This is a genomic window from Azospirillum melinis (genome assembly GCF_013340935.1).
Taxonomy (GTDB): domain Bacteria; phylum Pseudomonadota; class Alphaproteobacteria; order Azospirillales; family Azospirillaceae; genus Azospirillum; species Azospirillum melinis.
This window is the reverse complement of sequence record NZ_WHOS01000009.1, coordinates 1-17901: the sequence shown is the minus strand read 5'-3', so window position 1 is coordinate 17901 and position 17901 is coordinate 1. Positions and strand designations below refer to the sequence as shown.

The following is a 17901-nucleotide window of genomic DNA, read 5'->3' as shown; positions in this document are numbered from 1 at the left end:
ACCGGGTAAGTACTTGACGAAAAAGGGTCCGACAGTAATGCTGCCGGACCCTTTTTCCGGCTTCCGGGGCTGGACCTGACGGAATCAGCCTGGAACCGGCGAGGTGGCGGTGCCGGGCATCATGGCCGACACGCCACCGACCGGCGCCGGATGCGGGATGTCGGGGATGGTGACCTCGGCCACCGCCTTGCCGGGGTTGCCGGCGACCACGCTACGGCGCGGCATCGGCTTGGTGACGACGGAGGAGGCGGCGACGATGCACTCGTCGCCGATGCTGACGCCGATCACCACCGCGTGCGGTCCGACCCAGACGCCGTCGCCCAACTCCGGGTAATGGGTGACGCGGCCGGTGGGAAGGAGATCGTCCTTCTGGCCCAGGGTCACGCCGTGGAACAGGGTGACGTTGGCACCGATCCGGGCACTGGCGTTCACCACCAGTCCCCAGCCGTGCAGGATGCGCAGTCCCGGTCCGACCTGGGTTTCCCAGGGGAGATCCATGGCGGCGGAGTGTTGGGTCCAGCGATGCAGCAGCCGGCAGGCGGCGAGCAGCGGCTTGCGCAGCGGGCCGCCCATCCGGTTCAGCGCCTGACAGCTGCGCAGGGTGAAGGTCACCCGGAACATCCGGTTGCCCGCCAGCAGCTTCAGCACCGCCCCGAGGCCGGAGCCCCCGCCGTAACGGGTGGCGTCCGCCGCAACCGTCTGCCGAAATGTGTAGTGCGGAGCGTCCTGCATCGCGGTGTCATCCTCTCCGATCAAGCATTGTCACGCCGGCTGTCGGGCTGGCCGTCAGAACGGCTCTCAGGCCGACTCTCAAGCCGTCTGCGGCCGGCGACGAAATCGGGCCGTCATGCGGAACAGCATGGCGCGGTCGGCCTTGCCGAAACTCGGCCCGAACAGGGCGGCGACGGCGAACAGCATGGTCAGCCCGACCTTGGCGGCGGCGAAGGTCGGGTTCACCTCGAACCCGAACAGGGCGAGGCCGACCAGATAGGCGATGGCGGCCGGTGCCAGGATGCCCGTCACCCGCAGGGTGCTGAGCGGCGGCTCGTTCGGGCTGAGACGGCGGCACAATACTTCCGTGGCAACCAGCATCACCAGTTCGCGGCCCAGAACGCCGATGGCGCCGCCCATCAGGCCGAGCGGCCCCAGCGTCACCGCCATGATCAGCGTGCCGATCGCCAGGCCGCCCAGCGAGATCGCCGGCAGGACGCCGACCTTCTTGGTCTTCACCAGCCCGACCTCGGCATGCATGCGCACGCCGTGGACGACATAGGCCAGCACAAGCAGCGGCATGCAGGGCAGAACCGTCTCGTACTCGGCAGACGCGATCAGCCACAGCACCTCCGGCGCGGTCAGCGCCATGCCGAGCGCCGCCGCCGACAGCAGCACGACGAACAGGTAGAAGACGAATTCCGACTGGTCGCGCCCGGCCGTGCTATCCTGCGCCTCGATCCGGCTGACCGACCAGATCTGCAGGAAGGAGGCGGTCAGGAACATGTAGAGCATGGTGGCAAGCCGCAGGCCGAAGGACAGCACGCCGACCGCCGCGACGCCCATCAGCAGGTTGACCAGATAGCGCATGGCGAACTGGTTGCCCATGTCCAGCATGGTCTGAGGCATGAAGGGCAGGCCCAGCACCGTCACCCGCTTCAGGATGCCGAAGGAGAAGCCGACGCCGTTCGCCGCCAGGATCGCCACCGTCAGCGCGATGCCCAGCCCGACGAAGGTGATGGCGTTGGCCAGGAAGATGCCGGTCACACCCAGATCCATCACCAGCAGGAAGCTGAGGTTGAGGCCGATCAGCCCCACCGCCTTGCCGACCGAGATCAGCAGGCAGGTGCCCGACCGCTTGTGGACCCGGTAATAGGCGAGCGCCAGTTCGAACACGGCGCTGAAGGCGATGCCGGCAAAGGCGAAGGCGATGATCGGCCCCTGGTCGGTGCCGCCGAACAGCAGATCGCTGGCGCCCCAGCCGGCCGGCAGGGCCACCGCCAGCAGAGCCAGCGAGGCGGCCCACAGACCGATCATCGTGGTGCTGACCACGCGGGACCGGCTGCGGTCGTCGGGATGTTCGAAATAGACGACGGTGAAGGCGTTGATCATGCCGATCATCAGCATGACCGCAACGATGTCGCCGACGACGCTGATCAGGGCATAGACGCCGAACTCCGCCGGTGACAGGACCTTCGCATAGAGCGGCAGCAGAAGCAGTCCCGCAGCGCGGTTGACCACGTTCGCCACCATGAACATCCAGCCATGTTTGATGATCGTACCAGCTTCGACAGCCATCCGGTTTCCTTCGCCCCCTGTAATCCGCTTCTTCTTCCGGTCTCGCCTGCTGGGGAGAGCATCGGGTCCGCCCTGTCGCATGGATCCATGTCGCATGGACCAGTTCTGAAGGGCGTGCCGCACGGGCGCAGATAAGGAAAAAGAACGCGCCAAATCTTGGCGGAGGTCGGGACAGCGTCAATTCGGCCTTGAAGAGACCGGAACACTCTTCGGTGCTAGTCAGCACGGCTTCGGTCAGAGATCCTGGACGTTCCGAGTATGCTTTCCGGCGAGTTCGCACGCTGCCTCTTGCGCCCCGCAACAGGCAAGGGTGCGTTCGCGCCACGCCCCCGCTCGGAATTGCTCAGACGCTCCCTTCGGTCGATCCGGGTGGCGGCCCCACCCCGCAAGTTCGGCGATCGTCCCCGTTCGCGCTGCCGCTTTTCGCCCGGTCGGGGGAGGTTTCCGCAGCATATACCCAAAAATTGCGGGGATCGCAGGTGCCGCCGGGGGTGCGGCACCACCTTGCCGTTAACCCGAAACGCTATCCCCGCTGGGGACCGCATCCGAAAGTATCCCCATTAATATTCGGCCCCCCGCACCCTTCGAAACACCGGTGGTATCGCGGACGCGAAATCAACGTCCGTATGCACTGTTGCTGGCCGAGCTTCCTCATCCTAATTCGTCCTCAACGAACAGCGGATCGGCCCACCAAAATCATGAAAGAGTGTTCTTTACATAAATGCGCCTCTGCCGATGCGGGGGTGCAGCAAAGTAAAGACCGGCCGAATCCCAAGAGACGCTGATGACGAGCGACCATCCGCACGAATGGCCGTGCGGTGGCTGGCATTCCCTTCAACCACGGGACCTGCGATGAGCAAACTGGACCCAGAAGTGGTCATCGATCTGACCTCGGCGAAAAAGGCGACGATCCCCACGATCGCCCCCGGGCTGCTGCTTGCACTCTCGGATGGATTGGTCCTCGCCCTGGTGGGGTGGACGCTCAACCATTTCCTCGGTGCCGATGCGCTGACCGAGCCGATGGAAGCCGCAGCCTGGCAGCGGTCGCTGGTGACCGGTCTGATGCTGGTGCCTCTGGTGAAGTCGGTGTTCGGCATCTATACGCTCGGACGCTTCGACTACATGGAACGCACGAGACGGACTTTTCAGGCGGCATTTCTGTGCTGCGCCGTGCTGGCGGTGCCGTTCATCGTGATGGAAGGCTTCCGCTCCTTCTTCGTGGAAGCGCTGTCGATCGCGCTGCTGGGCTTCGCGGTCACCTACGTCGCCGACCTGCTGCTGATCCAGGGTCTGCTGTCCAGCGCGCTGGACTGGCGCACGCCGGTGATGATCGTCGGCGCTGGCCCGCAGGGTGCCGCCATCGCCGAGAAGCTGCAGCGCCTTCCCTGGCTCGGCATGCGGCCGGTCGGCTTCGTCGATGACGACGACAGCCTGTGGCAGACCCGCGTCGCCGGCCTGCCGGTGATGGGTCCGGTGGAGCTGCTGGCGAAGTCGCCCGCCGTCGCCGGCCAGGCAAGTGCCGCCATCGTCGCCGACATGGGCCGGCACGGCAACGACCTGACCGGCCTGGTCCGCACCCTGCCCTTCCGTCAAGTCTACTGCGTGCTGGGCGAAGGCAACGTCAGCGCCGTCGACGCGACGTACCACAACCTGCACGGTTCGCTGGCCCTGCGCGTCAGCGTCCGTCCGCCGACCGGCTACCTGCGCATCCGCCGCGCCATGGACATCGTCCTGTCGGCGATCCTGCTGGTCCTGGTGGCGCCGCTGATGCTGGGTCTCGCCGTCGCCATCCGGCTGGACAGCCCCGGCCCGGTCATGTTCCGCCAGAAGCGCTGGGCCGGCGGCAAGCAGACCTTCGACCTGCTGAAGTTCCGCTCCATGCATGTCGATGCGGAAGAGCAGCTGCAGCATCTGCTGGCGAACGACCCGGTCGCCCGCGAAGAGTACATGACCTACCACAAGCTGACGGTCGACCCGCGCATCACCCCGCTCGGCCGCTTCCTGCGCAAGACCTCGCTCGACGAGCTGCCGCAGCTGTGGAACATCCTGATGGGCGACATGAGCCTGATCGGCCCGCGCGCCTACATGCCGAAGGAACTGCCGGAGGTAGGTGACTCCGCCGCGGTGATCGGCACCGTCCGTCCGGGCCTGACCGGCTACTGGCAGGTGTCGGGGCGCCACCGCACCACCTTCCAGGAGCGTGTCGCGATGGACGTCTTCTATGTCCGTAACTGCGGCCTGCTGTTCGACTTCTTCATCCTCTGCAAGACCGCCGTGATGGTCCTGAAGGGCGACGGGTCGTAACCGGCCCTCTCCCCGAACCGGATGCCAGCCGGACCCCCGCGCCACCCGCGCGGGGGTCTTTTTATTGGAATCCTTAGGGTCCATTCCCTTTTTCGGGCGGCAAAGGGAGGGGGTGACGCGAAAGCGGCTACCCCTTTCGGGCCCAGCCTCCTTCGGTCTAATGCCACCGCCCGGCTACGAGATGAGGGGTGGCATCCGCATCTTCAGTGCTGCACAGCCGAACACGGTACGGCAGCCTAAGGGAAAGCCGATGAAAATCCTGGATTTTCTGGAAAAAACCATCGCCGTCATCGGCATCATCGCCTTCGGAGGCTCGGTGCTTCCGCTGATGCTGACCGGCGGCGACCCGCTGGCGGGCGATCTGGAATCGGCCGGCGTCACCATCCTGTATGGCGGCCTTTATGTTCTGGTGCTGGCTGCCATCGCACTGCGGCCGGCCATCGCCTTCCAGATACCCTTCGCCAGCCCGGCGCTGACGGCCATGATCGCCTTCGCCTTCCTGACCGCGCTGTGGTCGCTGTTCCCGGACATCACACTGCGCCGGTCGATCGCCTTCATGTTCACGACGGTGTTCGGCATCTGGCTCGCTTTGCGCTTCCGCTTCCCGGAGATCATGCGGCTGCTGGTGGTCGGGCTGTCGTTCCTGATGTTCGTCTCCTTCTTCATGATCTTCGCGATGCCGACCATCGGTCTGGACAGCGCGCAGCATGTCGGCGCCTGGAAGGGCGTGTTCTTCCAGAAGAACGTGACCGGCCGCATGATGGTCTGGCTGGTTCTGGCGCTGGTCTGGCTGGACTGGCAGAAGGAAATGGGCCGCTGGCTCACCCGGCCGCTGATCCTGCTGGCGATGCTGTTGATCGTGATGAGCCGATCCGGCACCGGCCTTGTGACCTCGGTCCTGGTGTCGGTTGCTCTGCTGTCGACCACCATGCTGCGCGGCAGCATCCGCAACTTCGCGCCCACCATGGCGCTGCTGCTGGCCCTGCTGGTGATCATGGTCACCGCCGGCGCCACCTTCTGGTACGACGTGCTCTACGCGCTGGGCCGTGATCCGACTTTGACCGGCCGCACCGTGCTGTGGGAACACATCGTCCACTCGGTCAGCGAGCGGCCGCTCCAGGGCTACGGCTATGCCGCCTACTGGTCCGGCTTCAACGGACCGGGCTCCAGCTTCACCCGCGACTGGGGCATCACCTCGGCCCACAGCGGCTGGCTGGAGCTGACGCTCGACCTCGGCCTCGTCGGTGTCGCGCTGGTGGTGGCGGTGCTGGGCCGCATGCTGTTCCAGGGCTTCTTCGCCGCCCGCTACGGCAACAGCCGGCCCGAGGCCGCCTGGGCCTTCGCCGTCGGCTGCGCCCTGCTGGCGGTTTCGGTGTCCGAGAGCGTGTTCGCCGAACGCCATTCGATGAACTGGGTGATCGCCACCATAGCCGTCGTCCGACTGATCCAGCAGAGCCGCTGGCAGCGTCTGCTGAACGACCGGGCGGCCGAAGAGCACCGACTGCGCCGGAACGCCGCCGGCGTCCCGTCCCCCGCTTACGCCGGGCGGACCGCCTATGCCGGCCCCTATCCCGGCCCGCTCTCCAGGCAGTAGCGGCAGGGCGCTCCAGTCCTTTCTCCTCTGCCACCATTCCCATTTCCCTTCGACCGAAGGCAGACCCATGAGCCCGAAGAACGAGCCGGCAAGCAGCAACCGCCCGGCAAACAGCGAACAGGCGACCAACAATCAGGTTACGGTCGTGATCCCCACCCGCAACCGCCCGGACATGGTGATGCGGGCGGTGCGCAGCGCGCTCGACCAGACCTATCGCGACCTTGACGTCATCGTGGTGATCGACGGGCCGGATCCGGCCACGGCCTCGCATCTGGCGACACTGGCCGATCCGCGGCTGACCGTGATGGAACTTGAGACGAACCACGGCGCCGCTGAAGCCCGCAATATCGGCGTGCGCGCCGCACGGGGCGACTGGATCGCCTTCCTTGACGACGACGACCATTGGATGCCGGAGAAGGTGGAGTTGCAGATGGCGGGCCGCCCGGCCGGCATCCGCTTCCCCATCGTCAGCTGCCGCTGCCAGGTGGTGACCGCCCGCGGCACCTTCGCCTGGCCCCGGCGTCTCGCCACCCCGGCCGACGCCATCGGCGACTACCTGTTCGTCCGCCGCGGCCTGTTCAAGGGCGAGACCTTCGCCCCGACCACCACGCTGCTGGCACCCAAGGCGCTGCTGCTGCGCAACCCGGTCCCCAAATCCCGCTTCGACGACTGGGAATGGCTGATCACCTGCGGTCGGATCGACGGGGTGGCGCTGATCCACATCCCCGACGTGATGGCCGTCCATTACACCGAGGAAAACAACCGCGTCACCCTGTCGACCTGCCACAACATCAACCAGGCGCTGGAATGGGCCGAGTCGATGCGCGACCACCTGTCGCCGCGCGCCTATGCCAGCCTGCTGTTGCAGGCGACCGGCGGCGAGCAGGCGGCCCGCACCGCCGGCACGCGCTGGCGGATCCTGAATTCGGCGCTGCGCGATGGCCAGCCGACGCCGATGGCTCTCGCCACCTTCACCATGCATTCGCTGATGCCGGTCGGCCTGCGCCGCCGCCTGCGGCAGGCCTTGTTCTCCGCGTCCGACGCTGCCTGAGCACGAAAAGGACCCCGACGCCCATGGACAGCACCAACGACATCCGCACCCCCACCGGCCAACCGGATGCGCCCACCCGGACCGTCGTCGTGTTCGCGACGCCGGGCGCACTCGACGGCGGTGGCGGCATCGGCCGCATGACGGGCTATGTGGTCGACCAGTTCGACAGGTCGGGCACGACCCGCTCCATCATCCTCGATACCCGCGGTACCGGTAGCGTTCTGCTGTCACCTTTATATCTCGGCGTAACCCTGGCAAAACTGGGCTGGATCCTGGCCCGCCGCCGGGCCTCCGTCGTGCACATCAACGTGTCGGAGCGTGCGAGCTTCCTGCGCAAGGCGGCGGTCCAGCTGGTGTCGGGGCTGATGTCCTGCCCGACCGTCGTCCACCTGCACGGCGCCTCCTTCGTCGAGTTCTTCGAAGGCGGCATGTTCGCCCGCGGCATCAGCCGCTGGCTGTTCAACCGCTGCGGCCGGGTGGTGGTGCTGGGCGACAACTGGCGCGACTTCCTGGTCCAGTCGGTCCGCACCGATCCCCGCAAGATCCGGGTGCTCTACAACGCCGTGCCGGATGTCGGCGCTGACCTCGGCACGCCGAAACCGCCGGAGCCGGGCGCCGTCCTGTCCCTGCTGGTGCTCGCCAACCTCTCCGAGCGCAAGGGCATCGGCACGCTGCTGCGCGCCTGTGCGCTGCTGAAGGAGCGCGGCCAACCCTTCCGGGTGACCATCGGCGGCGGCGGCGATGTCGACGGCTACCGCGCCATGGCCGCCGAACTGGGGGTCGCGGAGGAATGCCGATTCCTGGGCTGGATCGGCCGGGAGGAAGCGCATGCGCACATCCGGTCGCACGACATGCTGCTGCTGCCCTCGACCCATGAAGGGCTGCCCATGGTGATCCTGGAGGCGCTGTCGGCGCAGTTGCCGGTCATCACCACGCCGGTGGGATCGATCCCGGAGGTGCTGACCGACGGCGAAACCGCCCGGATCATCCCGGTGAACGACCCCGGCGCCCTGGCCGATGCCGTCATCGAGGTCGGACAAGATCCGGACCTCTATCGCCGGCTCGCGGAGAACGGGCGCCGCCTGTTCCTGAAACAGTTCGTCATCGACGCCTACGCCAAATCGCTTCTGGCGATTTATCAGGAGCTGGACCGCGGCGCCGTCGAGCTTTCCGGAGACTTGGACAAGCTGGCCGGATCGGCCGCCACCGCCTCCAAACGGCGGTAGGCCATGGTCACGCAAATGTCGATGATCGGATTAGAAAACAATCAATGCGGGCATAGCCGAAAGGGAGATGCACATGCACAGGTTGGGTAACCATACCGGCAGGCCAACCCGTTCGGTCGCTCCACAGCGTGCGGATGCTGCATCGCGTAAACTTGCACGTGAACGCCGCCCGGCCTCCGGCTGCGGCGCGTTCCAAAGGGCGGCAGCCCATCGGCCGCACCGCGACGCACCTGTCACGGCCTGATCGTCGGGCCGGCAAGGAACAGAGGCCGAAAACATAACAAGCCCGCCGCAGCCGTCGAAAGACGGACGTCATACGGTAAAAGCCGGGGCGCAACGCAGGAAAGGCGGGCCGGGAAAGGATCAGGAGCGGACATGATCTATATCGTCTCCCCCGGCGGCACCCAGGAGAAAGGCGGAATGGGCCGTGTGGTCGACAACTTCACGACCGATTTCCGGCAGAATTGTCCGGACGTGAAGTTCGAGGTGATCGACAGCTACGGCCCCGGCAAATTCCACCTGATGCCCCTCTATTTCGCGCGGGCGACCGCGCGGCTTGCCGGTTGCTTTGCCGCCGGCAAGGCCGATCTCGTCCACATCCATATGGCGGAATACGGCAGTGTCCTGCGCAAGGGCATCCTGATCGCGATGGCACGCACCTTCGGTGTGCCGGTGATCCTGCATCTGCATGGCGGTCGCTTCCCCAAGCAGTTCAAGGACGCTGGTCCGGTGATGCGCTGGGCGATCCGCCGCATGATGGCGATGACCAGCGAGATCGTCGTGCTGGGCGAGTTCTGGCGCGACTGGGTGGCCGAGGCCTTCGGGCCCGAGGCGCGCCAGCGCACCACCCTGCTGCACAACGCCGTGCCGGGTCCGGCATCGCCGCCGGTGCGCGACGATGCGGAAGAGGACTTCGCCGGCCCGGTCCGCCTGCTGTTCCTCGGCCGGCTGATCAAGCTGAAAGGCATCGACGTCCTGCTGAACGCGCTGGCGTCCCCCACCTGCCGCGACCGCAACTGGCAGGTCACCATCGCCGGGGACGGCGATCTGGAAACCTACCGCAGCCTCGCGACGGAACTGGGCATCGCTGACCGCGTGCGCTTCACCGGCTGGCTGGATCAGGCCGGCTGCCGGCGCGAACTGGCCGGCGCCCATGTGCTGGTGCAGCCGTCGATGTTCGAAGGCCTGCCGATGTCCGTTCTGGAGGCGATGGCGGAGGGACTGAGCATCGTCGCCACCCCGGTCGGCAGCGTCCCGGACGCCATCGCCGACGGGGAGACCGGACTGCTCGTTCCGCCGGGCGATGTGGCGGCGCTGGCCGATGCGCTGGCGCGGGTGATCGACGACCGCACCCTGCGCCGCAACCTCAGCGCCGGTGCCCGCGCGCGTTGGGAGCGCCAGTTCGACGTCGCCGTGTTCCGCGAACGGCTGCTGGAGATCTACCGCCGCAACGCACGCGGCAGCCTGAGCACGTCGCCCGCCGTTCCCGCCGGACCGGTTCCGGCCGCCGGACCGGCAGGCCATTCGAAGAGCACCACCGGCTGACCCGAGAAGCGGCAGGCCTCTCCCGGTTCAGGCAGGGGTTCAGGCAGATCGAGCCCAGGCTCAGACCTTGGCCCAGGCCCGAACCGGGAGCATCGACATGAAGGAAGGGGCACCATGAAAAACGCCATTGCCAATCTGGTGCGCTGGTCGGGATTCGGTGCGATGCAGCGGTTCCTGAAGGCGCGGAACGCGGTCACCATCGTCGTCTACCACGATCCGGCCCCGGAGGTGCTGCGCGAGCATCTGCGCTGGTACGCCAAGCATTACGGCTTCACCACGCTCGATGCCGTCGCCACCGCGATGGAGACCGGCCGCTGGGACAAGCTGCCGGATTATCCGCTGGTCATCACCTTCGACGACGGGCACCGGAACAACACGGCGCTGGCGCCTTTGTTCCGCGAATTCGACCTGCGTCCGACAATCTACCTGTGCAGCCAGATCGTTGGCACCGCCCGTCCCTACTGGTGGAAGACCGCCGCCGCCGACAGCATCGGGGTGGAGCGACTGAAGCGCGTGCCCGACCCGGAACGCCGCCGCCTGCTGGCCGAGGCCGGCAACGATCCCGACAAGGATGGCGACGACCGGCAGGCGATGACCTGGGACGAGATCGCGCGGATGACCGATGTGGCCGATTACGGCGCCCACACCCGCACCCATCCGATCCTTCTGCAATGCGACGACGACCGCTGCTCCGACGAGATCGCCCTGTGCCGTGCCGAGCTGGAGGAGGCGCTGGGCCGGTCCTGCCGCCATTTCGCCTTCCCCAACGGCGATTTCAGCGACCGCGAGGTGGAGGAAATCCGGCGTGCCGGCTACCGCACGGCCCGCACCATCGACCCCGGCTTCAACGACGCCTCCAGCGATCCCTTGCGGTTGAAGGCCTTCCCGGTGTCCGACGATGCCACCGTGGAGTGGCTGAGCGTCCAGTTGACCGGCATCCCGGCCTGGCTGCGCAAGCGCAAGGCCGCGAACACCGGCGATTCGGCCAATGGGGCAACGCCCGAATGGACAGGTTCGATGGTAAAACCCAAGTCGGCAGGCGTATGACCGCAAGCGCCGGCGCCAAGACGAACGTCAAGCGTCCCGCGACAAGCTCTATTACGGGACAACAGAGTGGCTAACCACAGACTTCAATCCACTCCTATCCTTTGAGCCCTCGCAAACCACCGCGAGCATCACAATAAAATTGCATATCAGGCGGATGCGAGAACAAGGAGCCGGAACACAGCGGGACACATGACAGGGGGTAGCCGGACCTACTCCCAACAGCGTCCCGGCCGAACACCCGGCTCCCCGTTCAGACCGACCGGCTTCCCGACCGAACCCCCGTTACGACACCCCCTTTACGACAACCCAAGTCGACCGAACCCAGCAGGAGTTTTCAGAGACATGCGGACCGCCACCCTGACCGACACGACCCTGACCGCTCCCGCCCTGCCGGAAATCCGCGCCTTCATCGTGGAGAATTTCCTGCTCGGCAAGGACTCCGGCTTCGACAACAGCGAATCCCTGTTGGAATCGGGGATCATCGACAGCACCGGCATCATGCACGTCGTCGCCTTCCTGGAAGAGCGCTTCGGCATTGCCGTGGATGACGACGACATGGTCGCCGACAACCTGGAATCGGTGGACCGCATCGCCGCCTTCGTCGGCCGCAAGCAGGAACTGCGCAACGCCGCCTGATCCCAAGGGCAGCGGGAATGCGAGCGGCCAAAAGACGGGCGAAGAAGGACATCACCATGGCCCATCTGGTTCACCAGTTCCTCAGCGAGACGGCCAAGCGGGATCCCTCCCGCACCGCGCTGATTGCCGGGGATGCCCGCCGCAGCTTCGCCGAGCTGGACCGTGAAAGCGACGCCGTCGCCTGCGCGCTCCAGTCGGCGGGGATTGCCCGCGGCGACCGCGTCGCGGTGATGCTGGAGAACTCCATCGAATATGTCGCCGGCCTGTTCGGCACGCTGAAGGCCGGCGGCGTGTTCGTGCCCGTCAACCCCTCCACCAAGGCCGACAAGCTGACCTATCTGCTGGCCGACGCCGGCATCCGGGTCCTGCTTGCCCCGGCCGCTCTGGCTCGGCAGATCCTGCCGGCGCTGGAGACGGTGGAGACGCCGCCGACGGTGCTTTGGGTGGGCGCCGGCCTGCCCGACGGTGCCACCGGCCTGCTCTATGCCGACGCGCTGGCCGCACAGCACCGGCAGCCGGCCGAGCCGGGCCTGATCGACCAGGACCTGGCGGCCATCATGTACACGTCCGGCACCACCGGCCGGCCGAAGGGCGTGATGCTCACCCACGCCAACTACGTCAACACCAGCTGGGCGATCTCCACCTATCTCGGGAACACCCCCGACGACGTGGTGATGTGCGTCCTGCCGCTGACCTTCGGCTATGGCCTGTCCCAGGTACTGACCGGCGCCCGCGTCGGCTTCACCCTGGTGCTGGAGCGCTCCTTCGCCTTCCCGATGGAAACACTGAAGCGGATGGTGCGGCACCGCGTCACCGGCCTGCCCGGCGTCCCGACCGTCTTCTCCACCCTGCTGGGGCTGGAAGCGGTGAAGACCGCCGATCTCGGCTCGCTTCGCTACCTGACCAACGCCGCCGCCCCGCTGCCGGCCGCCCATCTCCACCGGCTGCGCGAACGCTTCCCCCAGGCCGTCTTCCATTCAATGTACGGCATGACCGAGTGCTGCACGCGGATCAGCACGCTCGATCCTGCCGAACTGGACCTGAAGCCGGCTTCGGTCGGACGCGCCATCCCCAACTGCGAAGCCTTCGTCGCCGACGAGGAGGGCAGCCGCCTTCCTCCCGGCCAGGTCGGCGAACTGGTGGTACGAGGGGCCAATGTGATGCGCGGCTATTGGAACCGGCCGGAGGAGACCGCCCGCCGCCTGCGCCGCGGCCCGCAGGGTGAGACCCTGCTGTTCACGGGCGACCTGTTCACCCAGGACGCCGAGGGGCACCTCTACTTCGTCAGCCGCAAGGACGACGTCTTCAAGTGCCGTGGCGAGAAGGTCAGCCCCAAGGAAGTGGAAAACGCGCTGTACGAGCTGGAAGGTGTGCTGGAAGCCTGCGTGATCGGCGTTCCCGACGATGCCGACGGGTTGGCGGTCAAGGCCTTCCTCGTCGCCCGTGACGGTGCGACCCTGTCGGAAGCGGCGATCCGCCAGCATTGCCGCGGCCGGCTGGAAAGCCACCTCGTGCCGAAATTCATCGAGTTCCGCGACAGCCTGCCGAAGACCGACTCCGGCAAAATCCGGCGGGCGGAACTGGTGGAGGAAATCGGCACGCCGGCATGTCCGGCGGCGGCATCCGTCCGCTCCCCCGCATAGCGGGGAAGGGGCAGGACGGGAGCGGAACGCTTCCCATACAGAGAACCACCACAAACACTACCCACCCCAGGACAGAGAGCACGCTCATGTGTGGTGTCGCCGGAGTTCTCGCAGGATCGCGTGCCGAACCGGCCGGTCTGGACGAGCTGAAGCGCATGATCGCCATGCTGGGCCATCGCGGCCCGGACGGTTACGGTTTCTATCGTGACGACCGGATCGGGCTTGCCCATGCGCGTCTCAGCATCGTCGGTCTGGCCGGCGGTTTCCAGCCGATCCACAACGAAGACCGTACCTTGTGGATCAGCTTCAACGGCGAGATCTTCAACCATGTCGAACTGCGTCAGGAGCTGGAGGCGCGCGGCCACTGCTTCTACACCCAGACCGACACCGAGGTGATCGTCCACGCATTCGAGGAATACGGCCCCGCCACCTGGGCCAAGCTGAATGGCCAGTTCGCCATCTGCCTGTGGGACACCACGCGGCGCGAGCTGTGGCTGGTCCGCGACCGGCTCGGCATCCTGCCGCTGTTCTACGCCCGCCGCGGCGACCATCTGGTGTTCGCGTCGGAAGCCAAGTCGCTGTTCGGCGGCGGCCGGGTAGATCCGGCCTTCGATCCGGTCCGCCTCGCCCAGGTCTTCACCCACTGGAGCACCGCGCCGCACGGCAGCGTCTTCGCTGGGGTGGAGAGCGTGCCGGCCGCCACCGCGATCCGCGTCGACTCCGCGCTGGCGCTGCATGTCGACCGCTATTGGCAGCCCGATTTCGCGACCGATCCGTCGCTGGCCAAGCTGTCGCTGGACGATGCCGCCGACCGGCTGGAGGAGAAGCTGCTCGACGCCATCCGGCTGCGGCTGCGCGCCGACGTGCCGGTCGGCGTCTATATCAGCGGCGGGCTCGACAGCTCGGTGATCGCGGCGCTGGCCCGCAAACTCGACACCACCCACATGCACAGCTTCGGCGTCCGCTTCACCGACGCCGGCTTCGACGAGACGCCGCAGCAGCGGCTGGTCGCCGGCCATGTCGGGACCGAGCATCACGACATCCTCTGCAGCCCGCAGGACATCCAGGCCGCCCTGCCCGACGTCATCCGCCATGGCGAAACGCCGCTGGTCCGCACCGCCCCTGCCCCGTTGTTCCTGCTGTCGCGTCTGGTGCGCGAGAGCGGCATCCGCGTGGTGCTGTCCGGCGAGGGTGCCGACGAGTGGCTGGCCGGCTACGACATCTTCAAGGAAGACAAGGTCCGCCGCTTCTGGGCGCGTCAGCCCGACAGCAAGGCGCGGCCGAAGCTGCTGGGCCGCGTCCATCCCTTCGCCGCCGTCAACGGCCAGAAGGACAGCCCGCTGTGGCAGGCCTTCTTCAAGCGCGGGATGATGGAGACGGACGAGACCTTCTACGCCCACCGCACCCGCTGGCGGAACACCGCCTGGTCGCAGCGCCTGCTGTCCGCCGACGTCCAGGCCACCGCCGACGATGCCGCCTTCGAGGCGCATGTGGCGGCCCACCTGCCGGATGGCTGGTCGCGCTGGTCGCCGCTGGCACGCAGCCAGTGGGCGGAGATCGCCACCTTCATGACCCCCTACCTGCTGTCGGCCCAGGGCGACCGCGTCGCCATGGCGAACAGCATCGAAGTCCGCTACCCCTTCCTCGATCCGGCGGTGGACGACCTGTGCGCCGCCCTGCCGGACCGGGTGAAGATGCTGGGCCTGCGCGACAAGCTGGCGCTGCGCCGGTTGGCCGCCCGCCATCTGCCGGCCGAGATCTTCCAGCGGCCGAAGCGGCCCTACCGGGCGCCGATGACCACGGCCCTGTTCGGCGACGGCGCCCCGGACTATGTCCGCGACCTGCTGTCGCCGGAAGCCCTCGCCCGCTACGGCCTTACCGACGCCGCGGCCGTCTCGGCCCTGGCCGACAAGGCCCATCGCCAGAACGGCCGCATGGCCGGCGAGCGGGAGGAGATGGCGCTGGTCGGTACGCTGACCCTGCAGATGCTTGCCCACTACGTCCAGGACGAACTGCCCCAGAGCATCCGCGACCAGCGGGCCACCCTGGACCGCGCCGAAATTCACGTGCTGGAGGATCTGGGCGACGACACCCGGATCGCCGCACCTCAGCCCACCGCGGCCTGATCGCCGCGCCCTTTTTTGACAGACGATGCATCAACCCCCATTGGGAACCGTGACCATGCTGAACGCCCTCACCTCGTTCGACTCCAAGGCCCTCGATCTGGATTGCGCGGCCGCGGCTCGCGAGATCGAAGACGCCATCCAACGCATCGTCGCCCATGATCTGCGCCGCCAGGGCATCGTCCTCGGCGTCTCCGGCGGCATCGACAGCTCGGTCTGCGCCACGCTCGCCGTCCGCGCCCTCGGTCCGGAGCGCGTGCTGTGCATCCTGATGCCGGAAAAGGAAAACTCGCCGAAGAGCACCCGCCTCGGCACCCTGCTCTGCGAGCATCTCGGCGTCACCCCGGTGATGGAGAACATCACCGGCCCGCTGGAGGCGCTCGGTTGCTACGAACGGCGCGACAACGCCATCCGCCGGCTGTTCCCGGAATTCGGTCCGGGCTGGAAGCAGAAGATCGGCTTGGCCGGCAACCTGCTGGACGCCGACCGCGTCAACTACTTCACCCTGACCGTCGAATCGCCGGACGGCGAGCGCCAGACCAGCCGCATGCCGGTGGACGTCTATCTCGACGTCGTCGCCGCCACCAACCTGAAGCAGCGCATGCGCAAGACGGTCGAATACACCCATGCCGACCGCCTGAACTACGCCGTGCTCGGCACGCCGAACCGGTTGGAATATGAGCTGGGCTTCTTTGTGCGCGGCGGCGACGGTCTGGCCGATCTCAAGCCGATCGCCCATCTCTACAAGTCGCAGGTCTACCAGATGGCCGCCTATCTCGGCCTGCCGGCGGAAATCCAGGCGCAATCGCCCAGCACCGACACCTACACGCTGCCGCAGTCGCAGGAGGAATTCTACTACGCCCTGCCCTACGACAAGCTGGATCTGGCGCTCTGCGCCTATGGTCGCGGCGCCAGCGAGGAGGAAGCCGCAGAGGCGCTGAACCTGACCGTCCAGCAGGTCCACCGCGTCTACAAGGACATCACCGCCAAGCGCCGCACCTCCGCCCGCATCCTGCGCGATGCCCATCTGGTGCAGCCGGTGTCCGTCGGGGATGAGGCATGAGCGTCATCGACTGGAAGCAACGTGGCGTCGCCCGGTACGAACCGGGCGACCACGCCTCCCTGGAGGCATTCCAGCGCGCGCATTTCGGGGCCGAAGCAATCCAGCTGTGCCCTGACCATTTCCACTGGTTGTTCGAAGAGCCGCCGGAGCGGGAGCATGAGGGACCGCAGCTCTGGCTGTGCAAGCGCAACGGGGCGGTGGTCGGCCAGCAGGGCGGTATTCCCTTCGCCCTCAAGGTGGGCGAGCGCAACCGCCGGGCCTCCTGGGCGATCGACCTGATGGTCGCACCGGAATGGCGCCTGCGTGGCGTCGGCCCTGCGCTGTCGGAGACCCATTCCGCAGCCAGCGACCTTTCCGTGTCGCTGTCAATGACGGAGGCCGCCTATAAATCCTACAAGCGTGGCGGCTGGCTCGACCTCGGCAACGTGCCCACATATCTGCGGGTGATCGATCCGCTGCGCTGCCTGCGCGTCAGCCCTTATGGCGGCGGGCTGGCCAAGCTGGTCGCCAGGGTGGGCAAGCCGGCGCTGGCGTCGGCCTCGATGGGCTACGGACTCTCGGCCAAGCTGCTCGGCGCCCGGCTGGTGGAGATCGATCGATTCGACTACCGTGTCGACGACCTTTGGGAGGCGGCGTCGCCGCAGCATTCGGTGATCGCCCGGCGTGACTGGGCCTTCCTGAACTGGCGCTTCGACCTGTCCCCGCAGGCCGACCGCTTCCGCCGCTTCTACGTCATGCGCGGCGAGACCGTTCTGGCCTATGTCGTGCTGCGGGTCGACCACTGGAAGGGTGAACCGGTCGGCGTGGTCTGCGATTATCTGGCCCGGCCGGGCTGGCTGATGGCGGCCTTCTCGCTGATGACCGAACTGGCGCGCCGGGAGGGTATGGTTGCGCTGATGTGCCGGACGCTGAACGCCCAGGCGGCGCGGCCGCTGTCGATGATGGGCTTCCTCTGTCTGAAGAACGGCCTGCGCACGCCGACCCGCATGATGGTACGGCCCGCTCTCGACCAGCCGGAGCTGGCCGGCACGGTGGGCGATCCGAAGAACTGGTTCGTCACAATTGCCGACAGCGACATGGGCTTCAAGGGGTTGGGTGAGTAAACGAAGAGCCCGAATTCCAAACGCGAAAAGGCCGCCTTCCCACAAGGGAGGCGGCCTTTTCGCTGATCGCGATAAAATCGAGTTTCAAGTGACGGGATGCGTCTTCAGATCGTCCATGAAGCGGCTTGCCGCTGTGCATGGCGCCCGGTGAGAGATCAAGCCGATCGAGCGATTAGTAAGGCTTAGCTTCAGGCGTTGCCGCCCGTCCACATGCCTCCTATCGACGTGATGGTCTGTCACGGCTCTCAAGGGAGCTCTGGTTTAGAGGTGGGTTTCC

General features: G+C 66.8%; 13 protein-coding genes and 1 rRNA gene. 11 read left to right on the top strand and 3 right to left on the bottom strand.

What is annotated here, in order from left to right; all coding sequences use genetic code 11:
* Positions 1 to 84: 84 nt before the first annotated feature.
* On the bottom strand, positions 85 to 732 hold the full coding sequence (locus GBZ48_RS08995; RefSeq protein ID WP_174470728.1) for a serine acetyltransferase: 648 nt from the start codon (positions 730 to 732) through the stop codon (positions 85 to 87).
* A 78-nt stretch (positions 733 to 810) separates the two neighbouring features.
* The gene (locus GBZ48_RS08990; protein ID WP_174470727.1) at positions 811 to 2289 is read right to left on the bottom strand and encodes a lipopolysaccharide biosynthesis protein; all 1479 of its coding nucleotides are present in this window, start codon (positions 2287 to 2289) and stop codon (positions 811 to 813) included.
* An 852-nt stretch (positions 2290 to 3141) separates the two neighbouring features.
* Between GBZ48_RS08990 and GBZ48_RS08985 the strand changes: the two genes are divergently transcribed.
* The 11 genes from GBZ48_RS08985 (at position 3142) to GBZ48_RS08935 (ending at position 17624) form a co-directional block, all read left to right on the top strand.
* Entirely contained in the window at positions 3142 to 4593 is a 1452-nt protein-coding gene (locus GBZ48_RS08985) for an exopolysaccharide biosynthesis polyprenyl glycosylphosphotransferase (protein ID WP_098737738.1), read from the top strand.
* Between the two features lie 250 nt (positions 4594 to 4843).
* Complete coding sequence (locus tag GBZ48_RS08980; RefSeq protein ID WP_246307086.1) at positions 4844 to 6187, top strand: O-antigen ligase family protein; 1344 nt, start codon at positions 4844 to 4846, stop codon at positions 6185 to 6187.
* A gap of 67 nt (positions 6188 to 6254) precedes the next feature.
* On the top strand, positions 6255 to 7238 hold the full coding sequence (locus tag GBZ48_RS08975) for a glycosyltransferase family 2 protein (RefSeq protein WP_109050495.1): 984 nt from the start codon (positions 6255 to 6257) through the stop codon (positions 7236 to 7238).
* A gap of 23 nt (positions 7239 to 7261) precedes the next feature.
* Positions 7262 to 8464, top strand: a complete 1203-nt coding sequence (locus GBZ48_RS08970) for a glycosyltransferase family 4 protein (RefSeq protein ID WP_174470726.1) — start codon at positions 7262 to 7264, stop codon at positions 8462 to 8464.
* 375 nt (positions 8465 to 8839) lie between these two features.
* Positions 8840 to 10009 carry a glycosyltransferase family 4 protein gene (locus tag GBZ48_RS08965; RefSeq protein WP_246307085.1) on the top strand — a complete coding sequence of 390 codons (1170 nt, stop codon included), beginning with the start codon at positions 8840 to 8842 and terminating at the stop codon, positions 10007 to 10009.
* 114 nt (positions 10010 to 10123) lie between these two features.
* The gene (locus GBZ48_RS08960; protein WP_174470725.1) at positions 10124 to 11056 is read left to right on the top strand and encodes a polysaccharide deacetylase family protein; all 933 of its coding nucleotides are present in this window, start codon (positions 10124 to 10126) and stop codon (positions 11054 to 11056) included.
* Between the two features lie 342 nt (positions 11057 to 11398).
* Entirely contained in the window at positions 11399 to 11692 is a 294-nt protein-coding gene (locus GBZ48_RS08955; RefSeq protein WP_098737743.1) for a phosphopantetheine-binding protein, read from the top strand.
* Positions 11693 to 11748: 56 nt separating this feature from the next.
* Positions 11749 to 13335, top strand: a complete 1587-nt coding sequence (locus tag GBZ48_RS08950; protein WP_174470724.1) for a class I adenylate-forming enzyme family protein — start codon at positions 11749 to 11751, stop codon at positions 13333 to 13335.
* 86 nt (positions 13336 to 13421) lie between these two features.
* Complete coding sequence (gene asnB, locus GBZ48_RS08945; RefSeq protein WP_174470723.1) at positions 13422 to 15461, top strand: asparagine synthase (glutamine-hydrolyzing); 2040 nt, start codon at positions 13422 to 13424, stop codon at positions 15459 to 15461.
* Positions 15462 to 15516: 55 nt separating this feature from the next.
* A complete protein-coding gene (nadE, locus tag GBZ48_RS08940; protein ID WP_098737746.1) occupies positions 15517 to 16521 on the top strand; it encodes an NAD(+) synthase in 1005 nt (334 codons plus the stop codon).
* Positions 16518 to 17624, top strand: coding sequence for a GNAT family N-acetyltransferase (locus GBZ48_RS08935; protein WP_174470722.1), 1107 nt, complete (start codon positions 16518 to 16520; stop codon positions 17622 to 17624). The genes nadE and GBZ48_RS08935 overlap by 4 nt, the downstream gene beginning before the upstream one ends.
* Before the next feature lie 151 nt (positions 17625 to 17775).
* Here GBZ48_RS08935 and GBZ48_RS08930 read toward each other — a convergent pair.
* Positions 17776 to 17901: ribosomal RNA gene (locus GBZ48_RS08930) — 23S ribosomal RNA — on the bottom strand; the annotation flags it as partial.

What these genes read in the sequence shown, in the direction of transcription:
- GBZ48_RS08995 (WP_174470728.1), bottom strand. Translation starts at nt 732, where the DNA reads ATGCAGGACGCTCCGCACTACACATTTCGGCAGACGGTTGCGGCGGAC.
- GBZ48_RS08990 (WP_174470727.1), bottom strand. Translation starts at nt 2,289, where the DNA reads ATGGCTGTCGAAGCTGGTACGATCATCAAACATGGCTGGATGTTCATG.
- GBZ48_RS08985 (WP_098737738.1), top strand. Translation starts at nt 3,142, where the DNA reads ATGAGCAAACTGGACCCAGAAGTGGTCATCGATCTGACCTCGGCGAAA.
- GBZ48_RS08980 (WP_246307086.1), top strand. Translation starts at nt 4,844, where the DNA reads ATGAAAATCCTGGATTTTCTGGAAAAAACCATCGCCGTCATCGGCATC.
- GBZ48_RS08975 (WP_109050495.1), top strand. Translation starts at nt 6,255, where the DNA reads ATGAGCCCGAAGAACGAGCCGGCAAGCAGCAACCGCCCGGCAAACAGC.
- GBZ48_RS08970 (WP_174470726.1), top strand. Translation starts at nt 7,262, where the DNA reads ATGGACAGCACCAACGACATCCGCACCCCCACCGGCCAACCGGATGCG.
- GBZ48_RS08965 (WP_246307085.1), top strand. Translation starts at nt 8,840, where the DNA reads ATGATCTATATCGTCTCCCCCGGCGGCACCCAGGAGAAAGGCGGAATG.
- GBZ48_RS08960 (WP_174470725.1), top strand. Translation starts at nt 10,124, where the DNA reads ATGAAAAACGCCATTGCCAATCTGGTGCGCTGGTCGGGATTCGGTGCG.
- GBZ48_RS08955 (WP_098737743.1), top strand. Translation starts at nt 11,399, where the DNA reads ATGCGGACCGCCACCCTGACCGACACGACCCTGACCGCTCCCGCCCTG.
- GBZ48_RS08950 (WP_174470724.1), top strand. Translation starts at nt 11,749, where the DNA reads ATGGCCCATCTGGTTCACCAGTTCCTCAGCGAGACGGCCAAGCGGGAT.
- asnB (WP_174470723.1), top strand. Translation starts at nt 13,422, where the DNA reads ATGTGTGGTGTCGCCGGAGTTCTCGCAGGATCGCGTGCCGAACCGGCC.
- nadE (WP_098737746.1), top strand. Translation starts at nt 15,517, where the DNA reads ATGCTGAACGCCCTCACCTCGTTCGACTCCAAGGCCCTCGATCTGGAT.
- GBZ48_RS08935 (WP_174470722.1), top strand. Translation starts at nt 16,518, where the DNA reads ATGAGCGTCATCGACTGGAAGCAACGTGGCGTCGCCCGGTACGAACCG.